This is a genomic window from Pseudomonas sp. NFACC56-3 (genome assembly GCF_900100025.1).
Classification (GTDB): Bacteria; Pseudomonadota; Gammaproteobacteria; order Pseudomonadales; family Pseudomonadaceae; genus Aquipseudomonas; species Aquipseudomonas fluorescens_AA.
The window spans coordinates 1-21,138 of the sequence record NZ_FMTK01000034.1; the positions used below are offsets into that span (position 1 = coordinate 1).

Here is a 21,138-nt window from a genome sequence, read left to right on the forward strand (position 1 = left end):
CGTAAGGACGTACATGTTGGGCTGCTATGAGTTTGGGTTGATGGCCACAACTGACTGCGAATCGCCCCATGAAATGCGCACCGCCACAGGCTTCCATAGCCAGGGTGCAAGGGGGCAGTTGAGCAATGAAGGCAAAAACCTGAGCGCGTGAAACCTTGGCACGGAACAGGTGGCGCCCGCGGTTATCTTGACCGTAGAAGTGGAAGCAGTTTTTGCCTAGATCCAAGCTGGTAATAGCAAGATTGTCAGTATTCATGGCGGCGGTCTCCGGTAGATCCCCCAGTGAAAGCTTAGCTTTCACTGGGGGAGGTCTGAGAGGACCATTTCATTAGGAGTCAGGCCTTGTCGCTCAAGCGCTACAGGGCTCCGAACTCGACCCGTATCGTCAGCGCGCCGGTGTTATCTTTCAAGCCAGACCCGTACTGCCCGGTCAGGTCATCGTTGATGCACAGTTGCAGCTCCCCTTGCTGATTGCCCGGAACCTGCGCCAGATCACCCACCAGGAACGGCTTGCCACCGTTGCCCACGCGACCGATCAAGGCGCCTTCGGCGGCACCGGGCAAGGCATAGCTGCTGTAGTCGATGTGCCTCGAACCGCCATTTCCGTCGACATTGCCACCCTGCGGACTGGCACACCATAGTCCGCCGACGTAGCGGACCAGGCGCGGTACCAAGCCGTTGACCTGCACGCCAGTGCCCTGCCAGGCGATGTTGGATTGGACCTGCATCGTCACCGCCTTCAGGTCGTTGGCCACAGTGTCCCCGGCCTGGAACGACAACGCTGCGATCGTCAGGCTCGGGTTCGAAGTGCCGGTGCTGGGGAACACGCCATCGCCCACCAGGAACAGGTTCTTGTGGTCCCAACTGCGCTGGTCCTTGTCCACCACCGACTTGGCCGGATCATCGCCCATGCGGTAGGTGCCCATCAGGTGCCCGGCGCCCTGGAAGCTGTACTCCTCGCCTTTGTAGGTGAATTTGCCTTGGCCGATGGGTACCGTCAGCTCCACGGCACCGAGCATCTCCGTGATGATCTTCGTCGCCAACACTTTCGCCCGCCTGAAACCTTCCTTGGTGTAATCGGAGAGGTCATAGTGGATTTCCGGGCGCAGAAGGCCAAGCCCATCCGTGTAGCCATCCGTCGAAGGCACGATGTAGCAATTGGAATGGTCGGGATTGTCCTCCACCTGCTCCACCAGGAACCCGATCCGAAACTGACGGGTGAACAAGTCATTGAGTTTTTGAATCAGAGCCGTGCCGTAAAGCACTTCACTGGGCAGCGGCGGTGTCTGTTCCGATAGCAATGGGTTAGTGCGGCTGACGTTATCCCCATCGATAAAATCGGCCACGGTGACGTAAGGGTCGCCCACCGGCCAGTTCCAACCCTCGTTACCGATCTCGATGCGCCACGCCGCTCGCTGGCTGCGAAAATCGCCGTCACGCAAGCTCTCGATGCCCGCCGTGGACACCGGGCCACGATACGGAAACACCGCCTTGCCTTCCGGCATCAGGCCCCACGCCAGGTAAATCGGATGGTCGGACAGGCTGCGTCCCACCTGACCACTGCTGTTGGCCACACCGTTGGGCCAGTCCGGAGTCTTGGAGTTGAGCAACAATTTAGGGGTTTCGATGGCATGGGCGGCGATCACATAACGTTGTCCGACAGCCACCCCATTGCCCGTCTTCGGCCCCTCGCCGAGTTGATATTGAATGAATTCGATGCCATTGATGTTCTTGTCCGGACCCACGTTCACTTTGCTGGCCACGGTCCGGTACATGACCCGGACCTTGCCGGTGGCCAGGGCTTTGTTCAGGGTCACAGTGGCGTCGTACTTGGCCTGGATCGGGCAGATCGGCGTGCAGTTGGTATTGCCGGCACACACCCGGCGCCCGGCGTAGGGTTGGGAGTTGCGGCCGGCCGGCGTCGGGCTGACCACCAGCGGCAACCCGTCGAAGCTCTTGCCGGTCACGGCCGCGACAAAACTGCCATCGACCAGCGACAACGGAATGCCGTGCATCGGGAATGAATAGCCCTCGGGAAAGGTCATGCCCAGGTAGGCCTGGTCGGCGACATTGGCCGACACCCCGATTTCCGCCTCCGCCCGGCAATAGGCACTTTGCAGGTCGTCGTAGCCGATCGGCCAATCCACCCCGACGCCGTACTTGCTCCTCAGGCGGAAATCGTTCGGCACCATGCGCAGGCAGGTCCCGACCCAGTGCCAGGTCGTCCCGCCGCCCACCCGTTCATAGGTGCTGTTGAACGGCAGCGGACCTTTCTGCACCAGATAGCTGACGTCGTGATCGTTCCAGCCCTTGATCAAGTCGGCGATGGTAGCCCGAGGGGCATTTTCTTTGGTCGGATATCGCCGTGTGTCCAAGGTCGATAGCGGAGGGTAGGGCGATTCCGGAGTTTTCAGGGTGGCGGTGTAGAAGCGCTCCAGGTATTGCGCACGGTTGACCGGGATCTCCGGCCCCGATTCGAGGACCAACACATCCACGCCAGCCATGCCCAACTGATAGGCGATGATGCTGCCGGCCAGTCCTGCGCCAACGACGATCACCTCTGCTTGTTCGGTACTCATGACGAGGCTCCTTGTGAGTGAGCGGGCACCCCGGTGTAATCCTCGAGGCTCGGTGGCGTCGTGTTCCAATAGCCGAAAAACATCTCGCTGTAGCCCATGGGGTGGGCCTGGGCAATTTTCCAGGCCCAGCTCTGGATGTAGGCCTGGTCGGAGACCACCGTCTGGACTTTCTCCTTGAAACTCCCCGCGTCATAGGGTTGGTACCAGACCCCCAGCAACCACAGCTTCATGATTGCACGCGCGGCCAGCACGGTTTTCGGGAGGACCGGCTGCACTCCGATGTCCACCAACACTTTGTGGGCAATCAGATCGGGATGAGACTTTTCAGCCGCCTGCGCGGCGAACTGGGTTAGCAACGCATTGAGTACCTCCGGCGTGATTCGCGGCGTGATGAACTCAAGAAAGATCGTCGGCAGTCCCACCTGGTCGATCGCCGGCGCAAGCCGATCAGTGGGAATGCCGATCAGGGCCGATGAAAGGCCAATGAAATTCTCCAGATCACTGCTCATGGCTGACTCCTTGTCGCGCCGGTGGACTGTGCGCGTCCGAGCAAATAGGTGAAGTCCGCGAAACTGGTACGCGGGGATTCGGTGACATGGGTGGCGGCATTGCCGTGACACGCCATGCAACTGGACGACGCCTGGGGCACGGTGCCCTGGATGTAGGTTTCCAGCGTGGCATTGGCCAGGAACAACGGGGCCGGGCTGCCCAGCGGGTTGGCGGCCGATACCTGGCAGTTCTTGGGCGGGTCTGACGGCCACTGGGTACTGATCAGTTGATAGTTCGCCCAGACACTCTGCTTGTTCACCGTACGCAACAGCGTTTGATAGGTGGTATTGAGGGTTTTGGTGGCTTCGGTCAGCGGCACTTCCCGCACGATCTGCGAGGGTGTCGCCTTGACTGCCGGGTTCCACGGCCGTGGCGGCGGCTGGTTGATGTCGCTTTTGCTGGCCGCGTTGTAGAACAGATAAGGCCCCGTGCGCTGGGCCACAGGCGTGGTTTTTTCCGGCACGTTTTTCACATGTTCGAAGGTTGACCAGACCCATTGCGCCGCACTGGCGGTCTTATGGACCATATGCAACCCCACCAACCCGACCGGCTCGGACACGCATGACTCCGCGACGATCGGCCCATGGCTCGGGTCGTTGTTGCCCGGGGTGTAGACCAGTGCATCGACGGTGTGGAAATCCTGGCGGTTGTCGTTGGGGCCCAGCACTTTCCACGATGCCTTCACCATCACCGCGCCGACCTGTTTGGTCTGGGTGGAACCACAGCTGAACGCCACGGTGTTGTTCGGGTTGGCGGCGAAGAATTTCTGCTGACCTTCAATGCTGTACAGACCGTTGTCGACGATCCCGTTGAACATCGATTGATTGACCACGATTTCGTTGCGCGTGTAGGTGCCGTTCTGATCCACCAACGGGCCGCTCTCGAAGGGTTGGATAAACTCATCCAGCACATCGGGAACCTTGCCCATCTGCTGCAGCAAGCGACCCGGCTTGAGCGACTTGCACGCATCAGGCAGGGTTGCTGGCGCATTCCAGGGCAGCGGCGCCTGGCCCTTGGCCCGGAAGATCTGGTAACTCTCCTTCCAGCTTTCCCACACCGTGGCGCCATCCTGCTTGCCAATGGGCGTGCCGGTATTCGGATCACCGTTATCCAGCGCCGGCCAGTTCAGGGCGATGAAGGTCTGCCATGACAGGTCATCGAAATCGGCTTGCAGGCTGGGCAGTGAAACCGGTTTGGTCACCGTGACATCGAAGGGTATCTGGGGGGACAACGAAGGGGCGGCGCTGGCGGCCGGGACCAGCAAGGCACTTAGCAATGCACAGCCCAGCGGGCCGTGCCGACTGACTTCCATTCTCATACTTCATCTCCTTGGCATCAGGGCGCCAGGAGATAACACCGGTCCGTCGTTGGACTCTCACTCGCCTCCTGGCAAGTCAGAGTCTAGGTAGGGTTTGAGATGGGAAAAGGCTTTGAAGTAGAACCAATCGAAGCAAGGCTGAGTAGAGTTATTCAGATTCTGATCGGGGGCAGTGAGGACGCCATCGCGAGCAAGCTCGCTCCCACAATGGATCTCCATAGGTACACAAATAGTGTGTTCATTGAAGTTCTACTGTGGGAGCGAGCTTGCTCGCGATGCTTTTAGAGGTTGGAAACCTTCTGCCAGACCTTGGGCTTGAAGAACAGCGTCTCACCCTTCGCCAGGCCCACTAGGCTGTCGTGATCCTTTACCACTTCGGCTTCGATCAGTTCGCTCTGGCCTTCCACCTTCAACGTCACCCGAGTGGTCGCGCCTAGCGGGCGGATGTCGCGCACTTCGGCGGCGTGGTGGTCTTCCAGCTCCGAGCGCGACAGCGAGACTTCGTGAGGGCGGAACAGCACATGCCGATCCTCACCCAAGTGCAGGCGATTCGAGTCGCCGAGGAAGTGGTACACAAAATCACTGGCCGGGTTTTCGTAGACATCACCTGGCGAGCCGATCTGCTCGATCACGCCCTTGTTCATCACCACGATCCGGTCGGCGACTTCCATGGCTTCTTCCTGGTCGTGGGTCACAAACACCGAGGTCAGGTTGATGTCCTCGTGCAGGCGCGCCAGCCAGCGGCGCAGTTCCTTGCGGACCTTGGCGTCGAGGGCGCCGAACGGTTCGTCCAGCAGCAGTACCTTGGGTTCCACAGCCAAGGCGCGGGCCAGGGCGATACGCTGACGCTGGCCGCCGGACAACTGCTCCGGGTAGCGGTCGGCGAGCCAGTCCAGTTGCACCATGTTCAGCAGTTCGTGGACCTTGGTCGCGATCTGGCTTTCGTTCGGGCGCTGATTCTTGGGCTTCATGCGCAGGCCGAAGGCGACGTTGTCGAACACCGTCATGTGGCGGAACAAGGCGTAGTGCTGGAACACGAAACCGACGTTGCGATCACGCACGTCGTGGCCGGACACGTCCTCGCCGTGGAACACGATGCTGCCTTGGTCCGGCGTTTCAAGACCCGCGATGATTCGCAGCAAGGTGGTCTTGCCACAGCCCGACGGGCCGAGCAGCGCCACCAGCTCGCCGCTCTGGATGTCCAGGCTGATCTCGTCCAGGGCCCTGAAGGCGTTGAAATTCTTGCTGACGTTACGGACTTCGATCGACATGACTTATTCCTCCGCGGCGCTGGCGCGCAGGCGGTTGATTCGGTTTTCGCTCCACTGCTTGAGCAGCAGGATGAAGAGCGCCAGGATCAGCAACAGGCTCGCCACAGCGAACGCGGCCACGTGGTTGTATTCGTTGTAGAGGATCTCGACGTGCAGCGGCAGGGTGTTGGTCACCCCGCGAATGTGCCCGGACACCACCGACACCGCGCCGAACTCGCCCATGGCCCGAGCGGTACACAGCACCACGCCATAAATCAGGCCCCACTTGATGTTCGGCACGGTGACATGCCAGAACATCTGCCAGCCATTGGCGCCCAGCAGGCGCGCGGCCTCTTCTTCCTGGGTGCCTTGTTCCTGCATCAGCGGGATCAGCTCACGGGCCACGAACGGCACCGTGACGAAGATGGTCGCCAGGACGATACCCGGCAGCGCGAACACGATCTGGATGTCGTGATCCGACAACCACGGCCCGAACAGGCCTTGGGCGCCGAACATCAGCACGTAGACCAGGCCCGCGATCACCGGCGACACCGAGAACGGCAGGTCGATCAGCGTCACCAGCATGCTCTTGCCACGGAATGAATACTTGCTCACGCACCACGCGGCACTGACGCCGAACACCAGGTTCAGCGGCACCGAGATCAGTACGGCGATCACCGTGAGCTTCAACGCCGACAGCGCGTCGGGTTCGAAGATCGCGGTGAAGAACGCCCCCAACCCGAGCTTCAGGCCCTGGGACACCACGATGAACAGCGGCAATAGCAAAAACAGCGCAAAAATCAGCCAGCCGAGGCCGATCAGGATCCGCCGCGACGTCGCACTGCCACGACGGGCGGCGTTGGTGGAGGCTGCGGAAATAGACGATTGGGACATGTTCGCGCCTCCTTATGGGGTTTCGATGCGCCGCTGCAGCAGGTTGATCAGCAGCAACAGGACGAAGGAAACCACCAGCATCAGCACGCCGATGGAGGTGGCGCCGGTGTAGTCGTATTGGTCGAGCTTGACCATGATCAGCAGCGGCAGGATCTCGGTTTTCATCGGCATGTTGCCGGCGATGAAAATCACCGAACCGTACTCGCCCACGCCACGGGCAAAGGCCAGGGCGAAACCGGTCAACCAGGCCGGCAACAACGCCGGCACCAGGATATGGCGGAACACCTGCCATGGCTTGGCACCGAGGCAGGCGGCGGCCTCTTCGACTTCACGGGGAATATCGGCCAGCACCGGCTGCACCGTGCGCACCACGAACGGCAACGTCACGAAGGTCAGCGCCAGGGTGATGCCCAATGGGGTGTAGGCGATCTTGAAGCCCAGGTCGGTGGCGAACTGGCCAACCAGGCCGGTCGGCGCGTACAACGCCGTCAAGGCGATACCGGCCACGGCGGTGGGCAGGGCGAATGGCAGGTCGATCATCGCGTCGATGATCTTGCGGCCGGGGAAGGTGTAGCGCACCAGCACCCAGGCCAGCAGCGTGCCGATCACGCCGTTGATGACCGCGGCGTACAGCGCGGTACCGAAACTGAGTTTCAAGGCCGCCAGCACCCGCGGCGCCGAGATGATCGCCCAGAACTGTTCCCAGGTGAGTTGGGCGGCATGCACGAACATCGCCGCCAGGGGTATGAGCACAATCAGACTGAGGTACACCAGGGTGTAGCCCAGCGTCAGCCCGAAGCCGGGTATGACGGGGGATATGCGACGCGACATAGAGGTCCTTGGTTTACTGTGGGAGCGAGCTTGCTCGCGATAGCGGCGCATCAGTCAACATCAATGCAAACTGAACCGACGTCATCGCGAGCAAGCTCGCTCCCACAGGTTTGTGGCTTAACTGGCAGGCACTAAGACAAAACCCAGCTTACTGCGCCTGATAGATCTGGTCGAACACGCCGCCATCGTTGAAGAATTTCGGTTGGGCAGTTTTCCAGCCGCCGAAATCCTTGTCGATGGTCACCAGGTCCAGTTTCGGAAACTGGCGCGAATACTTGGCGGCAACGTCCTTGTCACGTGGACGATAGAAGTTTTTCGCGGCGATTTCCTGGCCAGCCGGGCTGTACAGGTGCTTGAGGTACGCCTCGGCGATCTCGGCATTGCCCTTTTTCTCGGCGTTCTTGTCCACCACTGCCACGGGCGGCTCAGCGAGGATCGACAGCGACGGCACGACGATGTCGAACTTGTCGGCGCCACCGTCTTCCTTGAGCGCCAGGAAGGCCTCGTTTTCCCAGGCCAGCAACACGTCGCCCTGACCGTTGTTGACGAAGGTAATGGTCGAGCCACGGGCACCGGTATCGAGGATCGGCACGTGTTTGAACAACGCCTGCACGTATTCCTTGGCCTTGGCTTCGTCACCCCCGTTGGCCTTCAGGCCATAGGCCCAGGCAGCGAGGAAGTTCCAGCGCGCACCGCCGGAGGTCTTCGGGTTCGGGGTGATGACCGACACGTCGTTCTTGATCAGGTCGCCCCAATCCTTGATACCCTTGGGGTTGCCCTTGCGCACCAGGAACACGATGGTGGACGTGTAAGGCGTGCTGGCATCCGGCAGGCGTGTCTGCCAGTCCGCTGGCAGGGACTTGCCCAGCTTGGCGATTTCATCGATGTCGCCGGCCAGGGCCAGGGTCACCACGTCGGCCCGCAGACCATCGATCACCGCCCGGCCTTGCTTGCCCGAACCACCGTGGGACTGCTGGATCTTCACGCTGTCGTCCGGGTGCGCTTTCTTCCAGAAACTGACGAATTCGGCGTTGTAATCCTGGTAAAGCTCGCGCGTCGGGTCGTAGGACACGTTGAGCAGCTCGTAATCCTTGGCGACGGCGGAACCTGCAAAAACAGCACTGGCAAGCGCGGCCAGGGCATAACGACGAATGGACGACATGGTGAAAGCTCCTGGAATTCTGGTTTTTTCTTATGGCTTATAAATCGTGAGACCTGAACAAATCGAATCGCTGTGGGAGCAAAGCTTGCTCGCGATGAAGGCACCGCAGTTCCCCAGAAATCGAGGCGCCTGTTTCGCGAGCAAGCTTTGCTCCCACAACCAGCTGTTTCAGCCCGGTTTATGGCTCGGTTGCTGCAACCGGAATTTTTCCTTGCGTTCGATCTGGACCACCTGGGCGTTGTGCACAGTGATTTCCACTGCCCCAAAGCGTAGATCGCGCAACGCGCTCTGGATCTCGCGCAAGATGGTTGCTTCGTCCTGGCCGTCAACGCTACGTAGAGATGCGCTCATGCTGCTGCTCCTTTGAATGAATGCCTGGCAGTGGGCGGCACTGCTTGCGGCGTGGGAGCAATACTAGATAAGTGCGGATATTCTTAAAAAGACTATTTAAGAATTTTTATATAACCAGAATTACATGGCGTAGCCGACGTCCTACGGCAGCTGTGATTGGTGGGCTTTTTCCCTGCCAAACCCTCGGACATTTCCTTCAAGACGCAGGGCTGTTCATGAACTAGGCAGCGTTCCCGAGCGCCGCTAACCTCTGTGCGTCATCGCAAAAAACGGTGACACGGACGTGCAAGTCCGGACTGGTACGTAATTGCTTATGGCTATTGACCGAGCATTTTTTTATGCTCGCGTCCGTTATGGCAATTGTGCGTGGGAGACCTTCGGGTCTGCCGGCGGTACCGGACCGGTCTTGCACACCTACGTACAGTTGCCACCTCTTCGAATGCAAGCGAAAGGATGGCGACTCCAACTCTGGTACATAAATATGGTCAAGCATTCACCGAATCCGCCGCAAAGCGGCCACAAATCCCGCGTCCAAGCGCAGGAAGAAAAAAAGCTCGATGACGCCGCCACCCGCGCCCTCGACTACTACCTCAACCCCAAGCCCGCCTCACCGCCCGAACCCGACAAAAACCAACTCTTCATCGTCTCACCCCACATCGACACCGAAACCCTGCTCGCCAACGCCTCCGAAGACCTGCTCTCCATCAGCACCATCGCCGCCGACCTGGCTGACGACGTGGACGACTCACGCCGCTGCATCGCCCTGGCGATCAGCCGCATGGCCGATGGGGTGCAGTTGTTGGTTGAGCGGGCGTTGGATCATTTGGAAACAAAGGAGATGGCGGTGCCAGGGGCCAAGGGGTAGCACTTTGCTTTGATGCAAGCTGAGCTTGCTCGCGATGGCGGTGGATCAGTCGCTATCGATGCAAGCTGAGCCGACGCCTTCGCGAGCAAGCCCGCTCCCACAGGGGAAACGCGGTCTCACCCAGAGCCAGGTCGGCTACTAGGCCGCCTCGCGGTGGACGTTGATCTCGGGCGCCCCGTTAACCACGATGGCCGAACGCAGGCATTGTGGAGTGGGCATCCCGGCATGGATGCCGGGATAGCCGCGCTGGGCCATGGATGGCCCTTCGCGGCGGGCCCACGGAGCAATGCCGGAGTGAGGGCATGCCGAGCCTAGGCGAGGCGAGGCACCGAGTGGTGGGGCAGAAGCGTTTTGGTTACTTTTGCGCTTTTCAAAAGTGACCCGCCGTCAGGGCGGAACCCTAAGTGGCCGTTACCGCAGAAATGGATATGTACCCGGTCACAAAATCCTGGCCAGCTGTCTGGCCGCCATCAATACCACCGACGATCAAGCAATAACCGGCGCCCGCCCCCAATCCAACTGCGCCGCCGCCACCGGCCGGCCAAACCAGTAGCCCTGCCCCAGCTCACACGCCTGTCCAAGCAAAAAGGCCGCTTGTTCGCGCTGTTCAATGCCCTCGGCATGCACTTGCATGCCCATGCTGTGGGCCAAGGCGATGATCACCCGGACGATCGCCGCGTCATCCTCATCCCATGGCAACCCCGCGACAAAGCCCTGATCAATCTTGAGCTTCTGCACCGGCAAGCGTTTGAGCCGCAGCAGCGACGAGTAGCCCGTACCGAAATCGTCGATGGCCAGGCGCACGCCCAACTCCCGCAGGCGGTGCATCTGCTCCAGCGCCACCTCCGGGTCTTCCATCACCGCGCTTTCCGTCACTTCCAGTTCCAGGCAGGCCGGATCCAGGCCCGTGTCGTGCAACACTTGGGCAACCTGCTCGTACAACTCGCGACGGGCAAACAACCGACTCGATACGTTGACGGCGACGAACGACAACGCTACGCCCGCCTGGTGCCACCGGCACATCTGCCGACAAGCCTGGTCCATGACCCAGGCATCGACCTGGGCAATCAGGCCGGTACGCTCGGCGATGGGAATGAACTCGGCCGGCGACACCAGCCCCCGCGTGGGATGCTCCCAGCGCACCAGCGCCTCGACACCGATCAGACGGCTGCTCGCCAAGTCGTGAACCGGCTGGTAATGAACCCGCAACTCCTGCTGCTGCAGCGCGCGACGCAGTTCGAAGGCAATTTCGACCCGTTGCTGCGCATGGGCGGTGAGTTCTTCGGTATACAGGGCGTAGCCGTCGCGTCCGGCGCTCTTGGCCTTGAACAACGCCGAATCGGCATTGCGCAACAACTGCCCGGCGTTCAGGGCATCGCCGGGAAACAGGCTGATGCCGATGCTGGCGTTGATGAACAACGCGTGCTCATCGAACCGCAGCGGTTCTTTCAAGGCGTCGAGGATGCGCCGGGCCAACGCCGCGGCCTGGCCAGGCTGGGAACAGTTTTCCACCAGCACCGCAAACTCGTCGCCCCCCAGCCGGGCCAGGGTCACGCCCGGGGCAAACAACCCGCGAAATCGCTCGGCCACGCCTTTGAGCAACTCGTCGCCGACGTTGTGGCCGAGGCTGTCATTGATGTTCTTGAAGTGATCCAGGTCCACCAGCAACAGGGCACAGCCACGCTTGTGCAACTGCGCCGACGCCAGGGCCTGCTCGGTGCGGTCGGAAAACAACAGGCGGTTGGGCAAGCCTGTCAGCGGGTCGTGATGGGCCAGGTGGGCCAGTTCGTGCTCGGAATCCTTGATGGCGCTGATGTCCGAAAACACCGCGACATAATGGCTGACTTGGCCGTTGTCATCGTGAATGACGCGGATCGTCTGCCATTGCGGGTAGATCTCACCACTTTTACGTCGATTCCAGATCTCGCCGCTCCACTCGCCCAGATTAACCAGGGCGGCAAACATGTCGCGGTAGAAATCCGGTCCATGGCGACCGGACTTGAACAGATTGGGCCGCTGGCCCAGCACTTCGTCCCGGGCATAACCGGTGATCGCCATGAAAGCCCGGTTCACATGCACGATCAAGCCGTTGCAGTCGGTCACCAACACCCCTTCGCGGGTGCAATCGAAGACGGCGGCGGCCTGGCGCAGGCGCTCGCGATCGGCGCCGTGCTCACCCTTGGCGAAAAACCGCGAGATCCGCGCCCGGGCCAGGAAGATCAGCCCGGCGCTGAACAGGATCCAGGCATACCCGTTGATCAGGAGCCAGCGCTGCCTGTCAGCGGATTGATCGAAGAAACTGCTCAATAAATAACCAACAAGCTGCAGCCAGACGACTGACAGTACGAGGTAAAGCAGCGCTACGCGCATGGCACTGCGTTGATAGGCAGGCATTCGGCCATCCATGTCCCTACAAAGAGGGGGATTATAGAGGAAGAAACATTCAGCCACTCTTATCTGAAAGGCCGACTGGTTTTATCTGTGGGGCTGGTGATAATGCAACGGCGGTTTCTATCTCTATCGAGGGCCCTACAGCCTATGTGGTACGAAGGTTTTCTTGGCTTGTCGGCCTGGTCACTGGTGGCAGTCACCCTGCTGATGACCCACGTCACGATCATTGCCGTCACGGTCTATCTGCACCGTTATTCGGCCCATCGCTCCCTGGAGCTCAACGCAGGTCTCAAACATTTCTTCCGTTTCTGGCTGTGGCTGACCACGGCGCAGAACACCCGCGAGTGGACTGCCATCCACCGCAAGCACCACGCCAAATGCGAAACCGAGGATGACCCTCACAGTCCGGTCATCAAGGGCTTGTCCACCGTGCTGCGCAAAGGCGCCGAGCTGTATCGCGCCGAAGCGGAAAACCCGGAAACCCTGCGCATCTACGGCAAGAACTGCCCCGACGACTGGATCGAGCGCAACCTCTACAGCCGCTTCCCGCTGCTGGGCGTGGCGATCATGGGCATCATCGACCTGCTGCTGTTCGGCACCATCGGCATCACCATCTGGGCCATCCAGATGATGTGGATTCCCGTCTGGGCCGCTGGCGTGGTCAATGGCCTGGGCCATGCCGTGGGCTACCGCAACTTCGAATGCCGCGACGCGGCGACCAACCTGGTGCCCTGGGGCATCCTGATCGGCGGCGAAGAACTGCACAACAACCACCACACCTACCCCAACTCGGCCAAGCTGTCGGTACGCAAATGGGAGTTCGACCTGGGCTGGGCCTGGATCCGGGTGTTCAGTTTCCTGCGCCTGGCCAAGGTCCAGCGCGTTGCGCCTATCGCCCACCGGGTCGAAGGCAAGGGCCACCTGGACATGGACACGGCCATGGCGATCCTCAACAACCGCTTCCAGATCATGGCGCAGTACCGCCGGCTGGTCATCGCGCCGCTGGTCAAGCAGGAACTGGAAAAGGTCGATCACTCGGTGCGTCACCAGTTCCACCGGGCCAAACGGCTGCTGTCGCGGGAAACCAGCCTGCTGGATGATCGTCACCACGTGCGAATCCAGAACATGCTCGAACACAGCCAGGCACTGAAGGTCATCTACGAGAAACGCCTGGCCTTGCAGCAGATCTGGGTCAAGACCAGCAGCAACGGCCATGACATGCTCGCGGCCATCAAGGAATGGGTCCACGAAGCCGAGGCCAGCGGCATACAGTCCCTGCGGGACTTCGCCGATCAGCTCAAGACCTACTCGCTAAGGCCTGCCACAGCCTGACCAGGCAGCTGCACCACTGTGGATGAGGGCTTTTTTGTGGCGAGGGAGCTCGCTCCCGCTGGGCTGCGCAGCAGCCCTTCTTTTCTTGTGAGCGCTTCGCGCTCAAGCGGGAGCAAGCTCCCTCGCCACAGGTCCAACACTTGGCATCTGACTCGCTAAATCCCCCCGCCCTTCGTCGCCTGAAAAGGAACTTCGCCCCGAATCCCCTATCTCAAAGAGCACTTCGCCATCCAGGCGGGATTTGGAGAAAAGTGCGTGCAAAACAACAGCAGTGCACGTTCTTTGAGATTTGTGCCGATGGTCGACAAGAACCTACAGGATTACGCTCTACCTCATTGGCCCGAGGCGGCCCAGACGCTCATGGCGCTGATGCACGCCCAGGGCGAAGTGGCGCGCCTGAGCGAACGTGAGCAACTGTTCAGCTCGCTGCTGGTCAGCGTCAATGCCGTGCTGTGGGCGTTCAACTGGGAAACCCGGCAAGTGCTGTATGTCAGCCCCGCCTACGAACGGATCTTCGGTCGCCCCGCCGGCCTGGTTCTGGCTGACTACAACGAATGGCGCGACGCGATCTACCCCGATGACCTGGAGTACGCCGAACGCAGCCTGGCCGAAGTCCTGGTCAAGGGGGCCGTCGAAGACCGTGAATACCGCATCATCGCCGGCGATGGCCAGGTTCGCTGGCTGAGCGACAAATGCTTCATCAACCGCCAGGCCGAGCCAGGGCAACCGGTGATCGTGGTCGGCATCGCCGAGGACATCACCGAAAAGAAGCTCTTGGAAAGTGAGCTGCAGCGATTGGCAACCACCGATGTGCTGACCCAGAGCAGCAATCGCCGGCACTTTTTCGAATGCGCCCACCGTGAATTCGAGCAGGCGCGGCTACAAGGGACGCCCATGGCGTTCCTGTTGCTGGACATCGATGACTTCAAGGTGATCAACGACACCTACGGTCATCAGGAAGGCGATACCGTGTTGCAGAAGATCGCCGAAAGCGGCCGGTCCGTACTCCGACGCGGCGACCTGTTCGGGCGGATCGGTGGCGAAGAGTTCGCTGCGGTGTTCCCTGGCTGCCCCCCCGACATGGCCTTGCAAGTGGCCGAGCGGTTGCAACGGGAAATCCAGCGCCTGATGTTCCGCTGCGGCGAACAGACCTTCGGCATTACTGTCAGCCAGGGCCTGACCGCCATTACCCCCGAAGACCCGTCCCTCGACAGCCTGTTCTCCCGCGCCGACGCGGCCATGTACGAGGCCAAGCGCAGGGGGAAGAACCGCATCATCGCGGCTTGACGCCAATCGCAGTGCAGTTGAACCCAGTCATGCCGCGGATCCTGTGGGAGCGAGCTCGCTCGCGATGAGGGCGTGACATTCAATGCTGGGGTGACAGTCATGCCGCCATCGCGAGCAAGCTCGCTCCCACAGTTTTGGTTTCGAGGCGGATGCGAAATTCCGAGCCACCGCCAATCCCCTGTGGCGAGGGAGCTTGCTCCCGCTCGGCTGCGCAGCAGTCGCAAACCGAACAACGCGTTCTGCCTGCAAGCATGCTGGGGGCCTGCTGCGCAGGCCAGCGGGAGCAAGCTCCCTCGCCACAGGTTCTGGTCTGTCTGGGCTGGCACTATCGCGAGAAAGCTCGCTCCCACTGGGGTCAGGTGGCGGTGTTACTTGCGGCGCAACCGCATCAGTTCCGGCAACCCGATCTTCAGCAACCGCGCCGTGCGCCCCTGGGCCAGTTCTTCAAGCCCTTCATGCTCGGTCAGATGGGCCATCTGCGCCGCCATGTTCATCACCAGCGCCTCGCGGGAATAAACCCCACCACCCAGGCTATAGGCTGCTGCGATCAACTCACGCAACTCCAGCGGCAGGCGCCAGCGAGTGCGCAGCGCCGAGCCGAAGCCGGCGCCGTATTGATCGAGAGCGTTCCCGACTTCCTCCAGCTCATCCAGTTCTCCACCCGCCTGCGCCCACTCTTCCAGGCACCGCAGCAGCGCCAGATCGCCCAGGCGATGCAACAGCCCCGCGCAGTAACAACGCTCCGGCTCCAGATCCAGCAAACGCGCCAGGATCCGGGCGTACTCGGCGGTGTGCAGGGACAATTCCCAGTAGCGCTTGGCATAGTCCGCCAGACAGGGAACGGTGAGCCGGGCGCAGCGCTTGAGGGTCAGGCCGAGGATCAGGTTCATGCTTTGCCCGGTGCCGAGCTGGTGCAGCGCCTGGGCCACAGTCTGCACCGGGCCGCCGCCCTGATGCTGGGCAGCGCTATTGGCCGCCGCAATCAGCACCCCGGTGATTTGCGGATCGGTGCGGATCTCTTCTTCCAGCAGTTTCAGATCCAGGCCCGTGGGGTTGAGGCAGCGCTTGACCGCCACCTGCACATCAGTCATCAGCGGTGCGCCTTCGGACAGATCACGCCGTCGCTCTAGAAAGGCTATCAGGGTCAGCCCCGGGCCGGGGACCGGCACATCGCCGACGGTTTCTTCAGTGCCACTCAACAGCAACCCTTGCAAACGCAGGGTCAGGCTTTCCCGGTTCAACGGCTTGGTCAAATACGCCGTCGGTGCCAGTGGAACGACCTCACGCACACTGGCGCTGTCGTTACGCCGACTCATCAGGATGAACGGCAATGGTGTAGCTCGATGCTGTTGGCGAAGACCACGCAGGATTGTCAGGCCATCGACACCCGGCAACTCCCAATCGGCGATGACCAGGTCGTATGCGTTATGCGCCAGCAAATCCAGGGCCTGTTGCCCCTCCCCGCAGGTGTCCACTCGGGCATCGCAGCGCACGCCCGACAGCACTTGCTCAAGCATCTCCCGGGACGCCGGGTCGGCCTCGGCGATCAACACACGCGGTACAGCGGGTAAAACCACAGCAGTCATGCAACATCGCTCCCTTGCCATACATGCACCTTAGACAATGAAGGCCGTTCCAGACAGCTCAAACCTGCGGGGATATGCCCGCGGGCATGAAAAAACCCGCCGAAGCGGGTTTTTTTGTGGATCAGTGCACAGTCAGCGTTCGTCAGATCAGAGCTCGGAGAAACACTCTTCGATGATCGCCAGGCCTTTGTCCAGTTGCTCGTCCGGCGAAGTCAGCGGCACCAGCACCCGCAGAACGTTGCCGTAGGTACCGCAGGACAGCAGGATCAGGCCCTTGTCACGTGCCTTGGCCACCACCTGGGCCACTGCCGCGGCGTTCGGCTTGTGGGTGTCGCCGTTTTCGAACAGCTCCACGGCGATCATCGCGCCCAGGGCACGTACTTCACCAATGACCGGGTACTTTTTCTGGATGGCCTTGAGGCCCGTGACCAGACGCTCGCCCACAGCCTTGCAGCGGTCCAGCAGGTGTTCTTCTTCAAACACGTCCATCACCGCCAGCGCCGCCGCGCAAGCGATCGGGCTACCGGCGTAGGTGCCGCCCAGGCCACCTGGGGCGATGGCATCCATGTACTCGGCCTTGCCGCACACACCGGCCAACGGGAAGCCGCCAGCGATGGATTTGGCGAAGGTGGTCAGGTCGGCGGCAACGCCCATCTGTTCCATGGCAAAGAAGGTGCCGGTACGGCCGGCACCGGTCTGCACTTCATCAGCGATCAGCAGGATGCCGTGCTGGTCGCACAGGGCGCGCAGGCGCTGCATGAATGCCTTGGGCGCTACATAGAAACCGCCCTCGCCCTGTACCGGCTCGATGATGATGGCGGCGATGTCACGGGGCTCGGCGTCGTTCTTGAAGATGCGCTCGATGCTGGCGATGGAATCGTCAATGCTCACGCCGTGCAGTTCGTTCGGGTACAGCGCGCGGAAGATGCCGCCGGGCATCAGGCCCATGCCAGCCGAGTACGGCACGACTTTACCGGTCAGGCCCAGGGTCATCATGGTGCGACCGTGGTACGCGCCGGTGAAGGCGATCACACCGGCACGGCCAGTGGCGGCGCGGGCGATTTTCACGGCGTTTTCCACTGCTTCGGAACCGGTGGTGACCAGCAGGGTTTTCTTGGCGAAATCACCCGGGACCTTGGCGTTGATCTTTTCGCACAGTTCCACGTACGGCTCGTAGGCCAGGACTTGGAAGCAGGTGTGGGTCAACTTGTTCAGCTGCGCGGTCACGGCAGCGATGATTTTCGGGTGCACGTGGCCGGTGTTCAGCACGGCGATACCACCAGCGAAGTCGATGAATTCACGACCTTCAACGTCGGTGACCGTGGCGTTCTTCGCCGACTCGGCAAAGATCGGGTGAATCTGGCCGACGCCGCGTGGAACAGCGGCGGTGCGGCGGGCCATCAGGTCTGCGTTGGTCTTGCTCATTAAAATGTCCTCATTCGCCGCTCATCGGTCGGCGTAGTTCAAGGAAAATACATGGCGGGGAGACAACGGCGACAGCATGCGATGATCGACTGCCGCAGCGTTCCGGCCACAGGAAACAGAACGGGTGAAACGCGCAAAGGGACAGCGCTCTCGTGCCCTTTGCGCTTGAAGCCGATCAGATACCCAGGCAGAGGTATTTGATTTCCAGATAATCCTCGATGCCGTACTTGGAGCCTTCACGGCCCAGGCCTGAGGCCTTGATACCGCCGAACGGCGCGACTTCGTTGGAAATCAACCCGGTGTTGACGCCGACCATGCCGTATTCCAGGGCTTCAGCCACACGGAACACACGGCCCAGGTCGCGGGCATAGAAGTACGAAGCCAGGCCGAACTCGGTGTCGTTGGACATCGCGATCACTTCGGCTTCGTCTTTGAAGCGGAACAGCGGCGCCAGCGGGCCGAAGGTTTCTTCCTTGGCCACGGCGGCATTGTTCGGCACATTGGTCAGGATGGTCGGCTCGAAGAAGTTGCCTTCCATCGCCTTGCCGCCCGACAGCACGGTCGCGCCTTTGCTGACCGCATCGGCGATGTGTTCCTGCACCTTGGCGACCGCTTTGCCGTCGATCAACGGACCGGTGGTGGTGCCATCGTCCAGGCCGTTGCCGATCTTGAGCTTGGCCACCGCCACTTTCAGTTTCTCGGCGAAGGCGTCGTACACCGAATCCTGGATGTACAGGCGGTTGGCACAGACGCAGGTCTGGCCGTTGTTGCGGTATTTGGAAATGATCGCGCCTTCGACGGCCTTATCCAGGTCCGCGTCATCGAACACGATGAACGGCGCGTTGCCGCCCAGTTCCAGGGAGACTTTCTTGATGTCCTTGGCACATTCGGCCATCAGTTGGCGACCGATCTCGGTCGAGCCGGTGAAGGACAGCTTGCGCACGATCGGGTTGCTGGTCAGCTCGCCGCCGATATCACCAGCGCTGCCGGTGACCACGCTCAGCACACCTTGCGGGATGCCGGCACGGTGCGCCAGTTCCACCAGGGCCAAGGCCGAGAATGGGGTTTGCGAAGCCGGCTTGATGACCATGGTGCAGCCGGCAGCCAGGGCTGGACCGGCCTTGCGGGTGATCATCGCGGCGGGGAAGTTCCACGGGGTAATGGCCGCGGTCACGCCGATCGGCTGCTTGATCACGATCAGACGCTTGTCGGGCTGATGGCCGGGAATCACGTCACCGTAGATGCGCTTGGCTTCCTCGGCGAACCATTCGATGAACGAGGCGGCGTAGACGATTTCGCCCTTGGCTTCGGCCAGTGGCTTGCCTTGTTCCAGGGTCATCAGGCGACCGAGGTCGTCCTGGTTTTCGATCAGCAGTTCGTACCAGCGGCGCAGCTTGTTGGCGCGCTCCTTGGCGGTCAGGGCACGCCAGGCCGGCAGTGCCTTGTCGGCGGCTTCAATCGCACGACGGGTTTCGGCGGCGCCCATCTTCGGCACCGTGCCCAACACTTCGCCCGTCGCCGGGTTGGTGACCTTGATCGTCTGACCATTGTCCGCATCGACCCAAGCGCCATCGATAAAGGCTTGCTGGCGGAACAACTGGGTGTCTTTAAGCTGCATGTCGGCTTTCCTTAACAGCACCGCGCGCACGCGGAGCGAATTAGATTTGTAGAAAGGCGCCTGGAGGGCTGCCGTCAGGGAAATCATTCACCGGGCTGAAGCACAGAAATAACGCACATAAGCACAGACGTGCGGTTCAGCACCCAGACAAGAGCGTTTGAAATCTCAAACGAATCCTAGGGCCGATGGGGGTGAAGGACAATAGCCTGTTCGAAAAAAAGAACGAAAAAACCGAATTTGCCCGCTTTTTCTGATCAGCGTAGCCAACACCCGGCGAGCTGCCCAAAAACACAGGCGATTCAGCAGCATGGACGCCCGCCATGCATATGAGTATCATGGCGCCCGCGTCGCACCAGTAGCTCAGCTGGATAGAGTACTGCCCTCCGAAGGCAGGGGTCGTGGGTTCGAATCCCGCCTGGTGCACCATCTTCAGAATCAAAAGCCCCAGGTCGCAAGACCCGGGGCTTTTTTGTGGGCGTTGATCTCACTCAACGCTTGCGCAACGCCTCCAAACGCGCAGGCAAATCCTCCTTGGGAAAGCGTTTTTGCAACCCCAGCAGTTTCTCATCGGCGGCCTTGCTCTCACCCGCCTCGCGCAAGCGCAGGATCTCCATCAGGCCTTGCTCCAGCGATGGCAATGCAGCCGGCGCGGATTTACTCATTTTCGCCGCAGGCTTTTCCGCCAAGGATTGCACAGGGCTTGCCGGGGCCCGGGCCAGTTCGCCCTGGGGCGCCATAGGGGTGATCGGGGCGGGGGCGAGCATGGCCGGTGGTGGTGCGGCGGCAACGGCAGGCGCTTGCCGATCGGCGGAAAACTCCATCGAGGCGGGTGAGGCCAGCTCCTCGTGGGGCACGGGCGAGCGCAATACCAGGCCGATCATCAGCGCCACGCCAGCGACCGTGGCGAATGCCATCTGCCAGCGCGGCCGTTGGCAGGCTTGCAGCCAGCGTTGCCACAGGCTTGGCGTGGGCGTCGGTGCTTCGCGACGGGCGGTGGCCAGGATGAAGGTGTCCAGGGAGGCCGGCGGCTCGCCGCTGGCATGTTGGCGAAAATGCTCGATAAGCTTTTCGTCGTCGGGATCCGGGGTGTGTTTGGGGTCGATCATGCGGGTACCTCCTCGGCCAGCAGTCGCTGCAATTTCTGCTGGGCGTAACGCAAGCGGCTTTTGACCGTTTCCAGCGGGGCGCCGGTCAGGGCGGCAATCTGTGGCGACTCCAGGTCGCCATGCAGGCGCAGCAGGAAGACCTCTCGCTGATCCTCGGGCAAGGCCTGCAACGCGGCGTCGAGACGCGCCTGGTCGCGGCTCAGGCTCAGCTGTTGCTCGGGGCTGCCGGTGTCGTCGGGCTGGACGTGCAGTTGCTCGTCATAACGGTCGTGCAACGGGTTGTGGACACCGTGTTTGCGCCACTGGTCGATCAAGCGGTTGCGGGCAATCTGGAACAACCAGGTACGAAAACTCGCCCGGCCTTGTGGCTGGGTGGTGCTGCGAATCAGGCTGAGCCAGGTGTCCTGGAAAACCTCCTCGGCCAGCTCGGCTTTGTTGCTCAAGGACAACAGGAAACGGTAAAGCCCTTGCCGATGGCGGGCGTACAGGACTTCGAAAGAAGCCCCGTCGCCATTGCGGTAGCGGGCCAGCAGCGATTCGTCGCTGGGAGAATCAAGCGCAGCGGGCATGTGGGGGACGAACTCCTTTCCGGTC

17 protein-coding genes, 1 tRNA gene and 1 pseudogene are annotated in these 21,138 nt (G+C 61.2%); 4 read left to right on the plus strand and 15 right to left on the minus strand.

Annotation, left to right across the window (positions count from 1 at the left end; translation table 11 throughout):
* The 9 genes and pseudogenes from BLO80_RS30080 to oscA all read right to left on the minus strand — a co-directional run.
* Positions 1 to 256: pseudogene (locus BLO80_RS30080) on the minus strand (IS110 family transposase); the annotation flags it as partial.
* 100 nt (positions 257 to 356) lie between these two features.
* Positions 357 to 2,579, minus strand: a complete 2,223-nt coding sequence (locus tag BLO80_RS27995) for a GMC oxidoreductase (protein ID WP_092334404.1) — start codon at positions 2,577 to 2,579, stop codon at positions 357 to 359.
* Complete coding sequence (locus BLO80_RS28000; RefSeq protein ID WP_092334406.1) at positions 2,576 to 3,088, minus strand: sorbitol dehydrogenase; 513 nt, start codon at positions 3,086 to 3,088, stop codon at positions 2,576 to 2,578. The genes BLO80_RS27995 and BLO80_RS28000 overlap by 4 nt, the downstream gene beginning before the upstream one ends.
* Entirely contained in the window at positions 3,085 to 4,446 is a 1,362-nt protein-coding gene (locus BLO80_RS28005; protein WP_092334408.1) for a cytochrome C, read from the minus strand. Before BLO80_RS28005 ends, BLO80_RS28000 begins: the two co-directional genes overlap by 4 nt.
* A gap of 281 nt (positions 4,447 to 4,727) precedes the next feature.
* Positions 4,728 to 5,717 carry a sulfate/molybdate ABC transporter ATP-binding protein gene (locus tag BLO80_RS28010; RefSeq protein ID WP_092204966.1) on the minus strand — a complete coding sequence of 330 codons (990 nt, stop codon included), beginning with the start codon at positions 5,715 to 5,717 and terminating at the stop codon, positions 4,728 to 4,730.
* A 3-nt stretch (positions 5,718 to 5,720) separates the two neighbouring features.
* A complete protein-coding gene (gene cysW / locus BLO80_RS28015) occupies positions 5,721 to 6,590 on the minus strand; it encodes a sulfate ABC transporter permease subunit CysW (RefSeq protein WP_063323502.1) in 870 nt (289 codons plus the stop codon).
* Positions 6,591 to 6,602: 12 nt separating this feature from the next.
* Positions 6,603 to 7,421 (minus strand): sulfate ABC transporter permease subunit CysT, encoded by an 819-nt coding sequence (gene cysT / locus BLO80_RS28020; protein ID WP_003186964.1) that lies wholly within the window; start codon positions 7,419 to 7,421, stop codon positions 6,603 to 6,605.
* A gap of 148 nt (positions 7,422 to 7,569) precedes the next feature.
* On the minus strand, positions 7,570 to 8,583 hold the full coding sequence (locus tag BLO80_RS28025; protein WP_092334410.1) for a sulfate ABC transporter substrate-binding protein: 1,014 nt from the start codon (positions 8,581 to 8,583) through the stop codon (positions 7,570 to 7,572).
* 168 nt (positions 8,584 to 8,751) lie between these two features.
* Positions 8,752 to 8,934, minus strand: a complete 183-nt coding sequence (oscA, locus tag BLO80_RS28030; RefSeq protein ID WP_042732574.1) for a sulfur starvation response protein OscA — start codon at positions 8,932 to 8,934, stop codon at positions 8,752 to 8,754.
* A gap of 481 nt (positions 8,935 to 9,415) precedes the next feature.
* Here oscA and BLO80_RS28035 point away from each other — a divergent pair, with 481 nt between their 5' ends.
* On the plus strand, positions 9,416 to 9,799 hold the full coding sequence (locus BLO80_RS28035) for a DUF6124 family protein (protein WP_092334412.1): 384 nt from the start codon (positions 9,416 to 9,418) through the stop codon (positions 9,797 to 9,799).
* Between the two features lie 486 nt (positions 9,800 to 10,285).
* Here BLO80_RS28035 and dibA read toward each other — a convergent pair whose 3' ends face one another.
* Complete coding sequence (gene dibA, locus BLO80_RS28040) at positions 10,286 to 12,193, minus strand: phosphodiesterase DibA (protein ID WP_092334129.1); 1,908 nt, start codon at positions 12,191 to 12,193, stop codon at positions 10,286 to 10,288.
* Between the two features lie 144 nt (positions 12,194 to 12,337).
* Here dibA and desA point away from each other — a divergent pair, with 144 nt between their 5' ends.
* Both desA and BLO80_RS28050 read left to right on the plus strand, forming a co-directional pair.
* Positions 12,338 to 13,522: a delta-9 fatty acid desaturase DesA gene (gene desA, locus BLO80_RS28045; protein WP_072411662.1), complete on the plus strand. Its 1,185-nt coding sequence runs from the start codon at positions 12,338 to 12,340 to the stop codon at positions 13,520 to 13,522.
* A gap of 297 nt (positions 13,523 to 13,819) precedes the next feature.
* Positions 13,820 to 14,809 carry a GGDEF domain-containing protein gene (locus tag BLO80_RS28050; RefSeq protein WP_092204968.1) on the plus strand — a complete coding sequence of 330 codons (990 nt, stop codon included), beginning with the start codon at positions 13,820 to 13,822 and terminating at the stop codon, positions 14,807 to 14,809.
* Between the two features lie 368 nt (positions 14,810 to 15,177).
* Here BLO80_RS28050 and BLO80_RS28055 read toward each other — a convergent pair whose 3' ends face one another.
* The 3 genes from BLO80_RS28055 to gabD form a co-directional block, all read right to left on the minus strand.
* Entirely contained in the window at positions 15,178 to 16,395 is a 1,218-nt protein-coding gene (locus tag BLO80_RS28055) for a response regulator (protein WP_092334127.1), read from the minus strand.
* A 147-nt stretch (positions 16,396 to 16,542) separates the two neighbouring features.
* Positions 16,543 to 17,820, minus strand: a complete 1,278-nt coding sequence (gene gabT, locus BLO80_RS28060; protein ID WP_092204970.1) for a 4-aminobutyrate--2-oxoglutarate transaminase — start codon at positions 17,818 to 17,820, stop codon at positions 16,543 to 16,545.
* Positions 17,821 to 17,995: 175 nt separating this feature from the next.
* Positions 17,996 to 19,438 (minus strand): NADP-dependent succinate-semialdehyde dehydrogenase, encoded by a 1,443-nt coding sequence (gene gabD, locus BLO80_RS28065; RefSeq protein ID WP_018606643.1) that lies wholly within the window; start codon positions 19,436 to 19,438, stop codon positions 17,996 to 17,998.
* Positions 19,439 to 19,787: 349 nt separating this feature from the next.
* Here gabD and BLO80_RS28070 point away from each other — a divergent pair.
* Positions 19,788 to 19,864 (plus strand) — tRNA-Arg (locus BLO80_RS28070).
* Between the two features lie 62 nt (positions 19,865 to 19,926).
* Here BLO80_RS28070 and BLO80_RS28075 read toward each other — a convergent pair.
* Both BLO80_RS28075 and BLO80_RS28080 read right to left on the minus strand, forming a co-directional pair.
* Positions 19,927 to 20,544: a hypothetical protein gene (locus BLO80_RS28075; RefSeq protein WP_092334125.1), complete on the minus strand. Its 618-nt coding sequence runs from the start codon at positions 20,542 to 20,544 to the stop codon at positions 19,927 to 19,929.
* Positions 20,541 to 21,113, minus strand: coding sequence for an RNA polymerase sigma factor (locus tag BLO80_RS28080; RefSeq protein WP_092334123.1), 573 nt, complete (start codon positions 21,111 to 21,113; stop codon positions 20,541 to 20,543). The genes BLO80_RS28075 and BLO80_RS28080 overlap by 4 nt, the downstream gene beginning before the upstream one ends.
* Positions 21,114 to 21,138 lie beyond the last annotated feature (25 nt).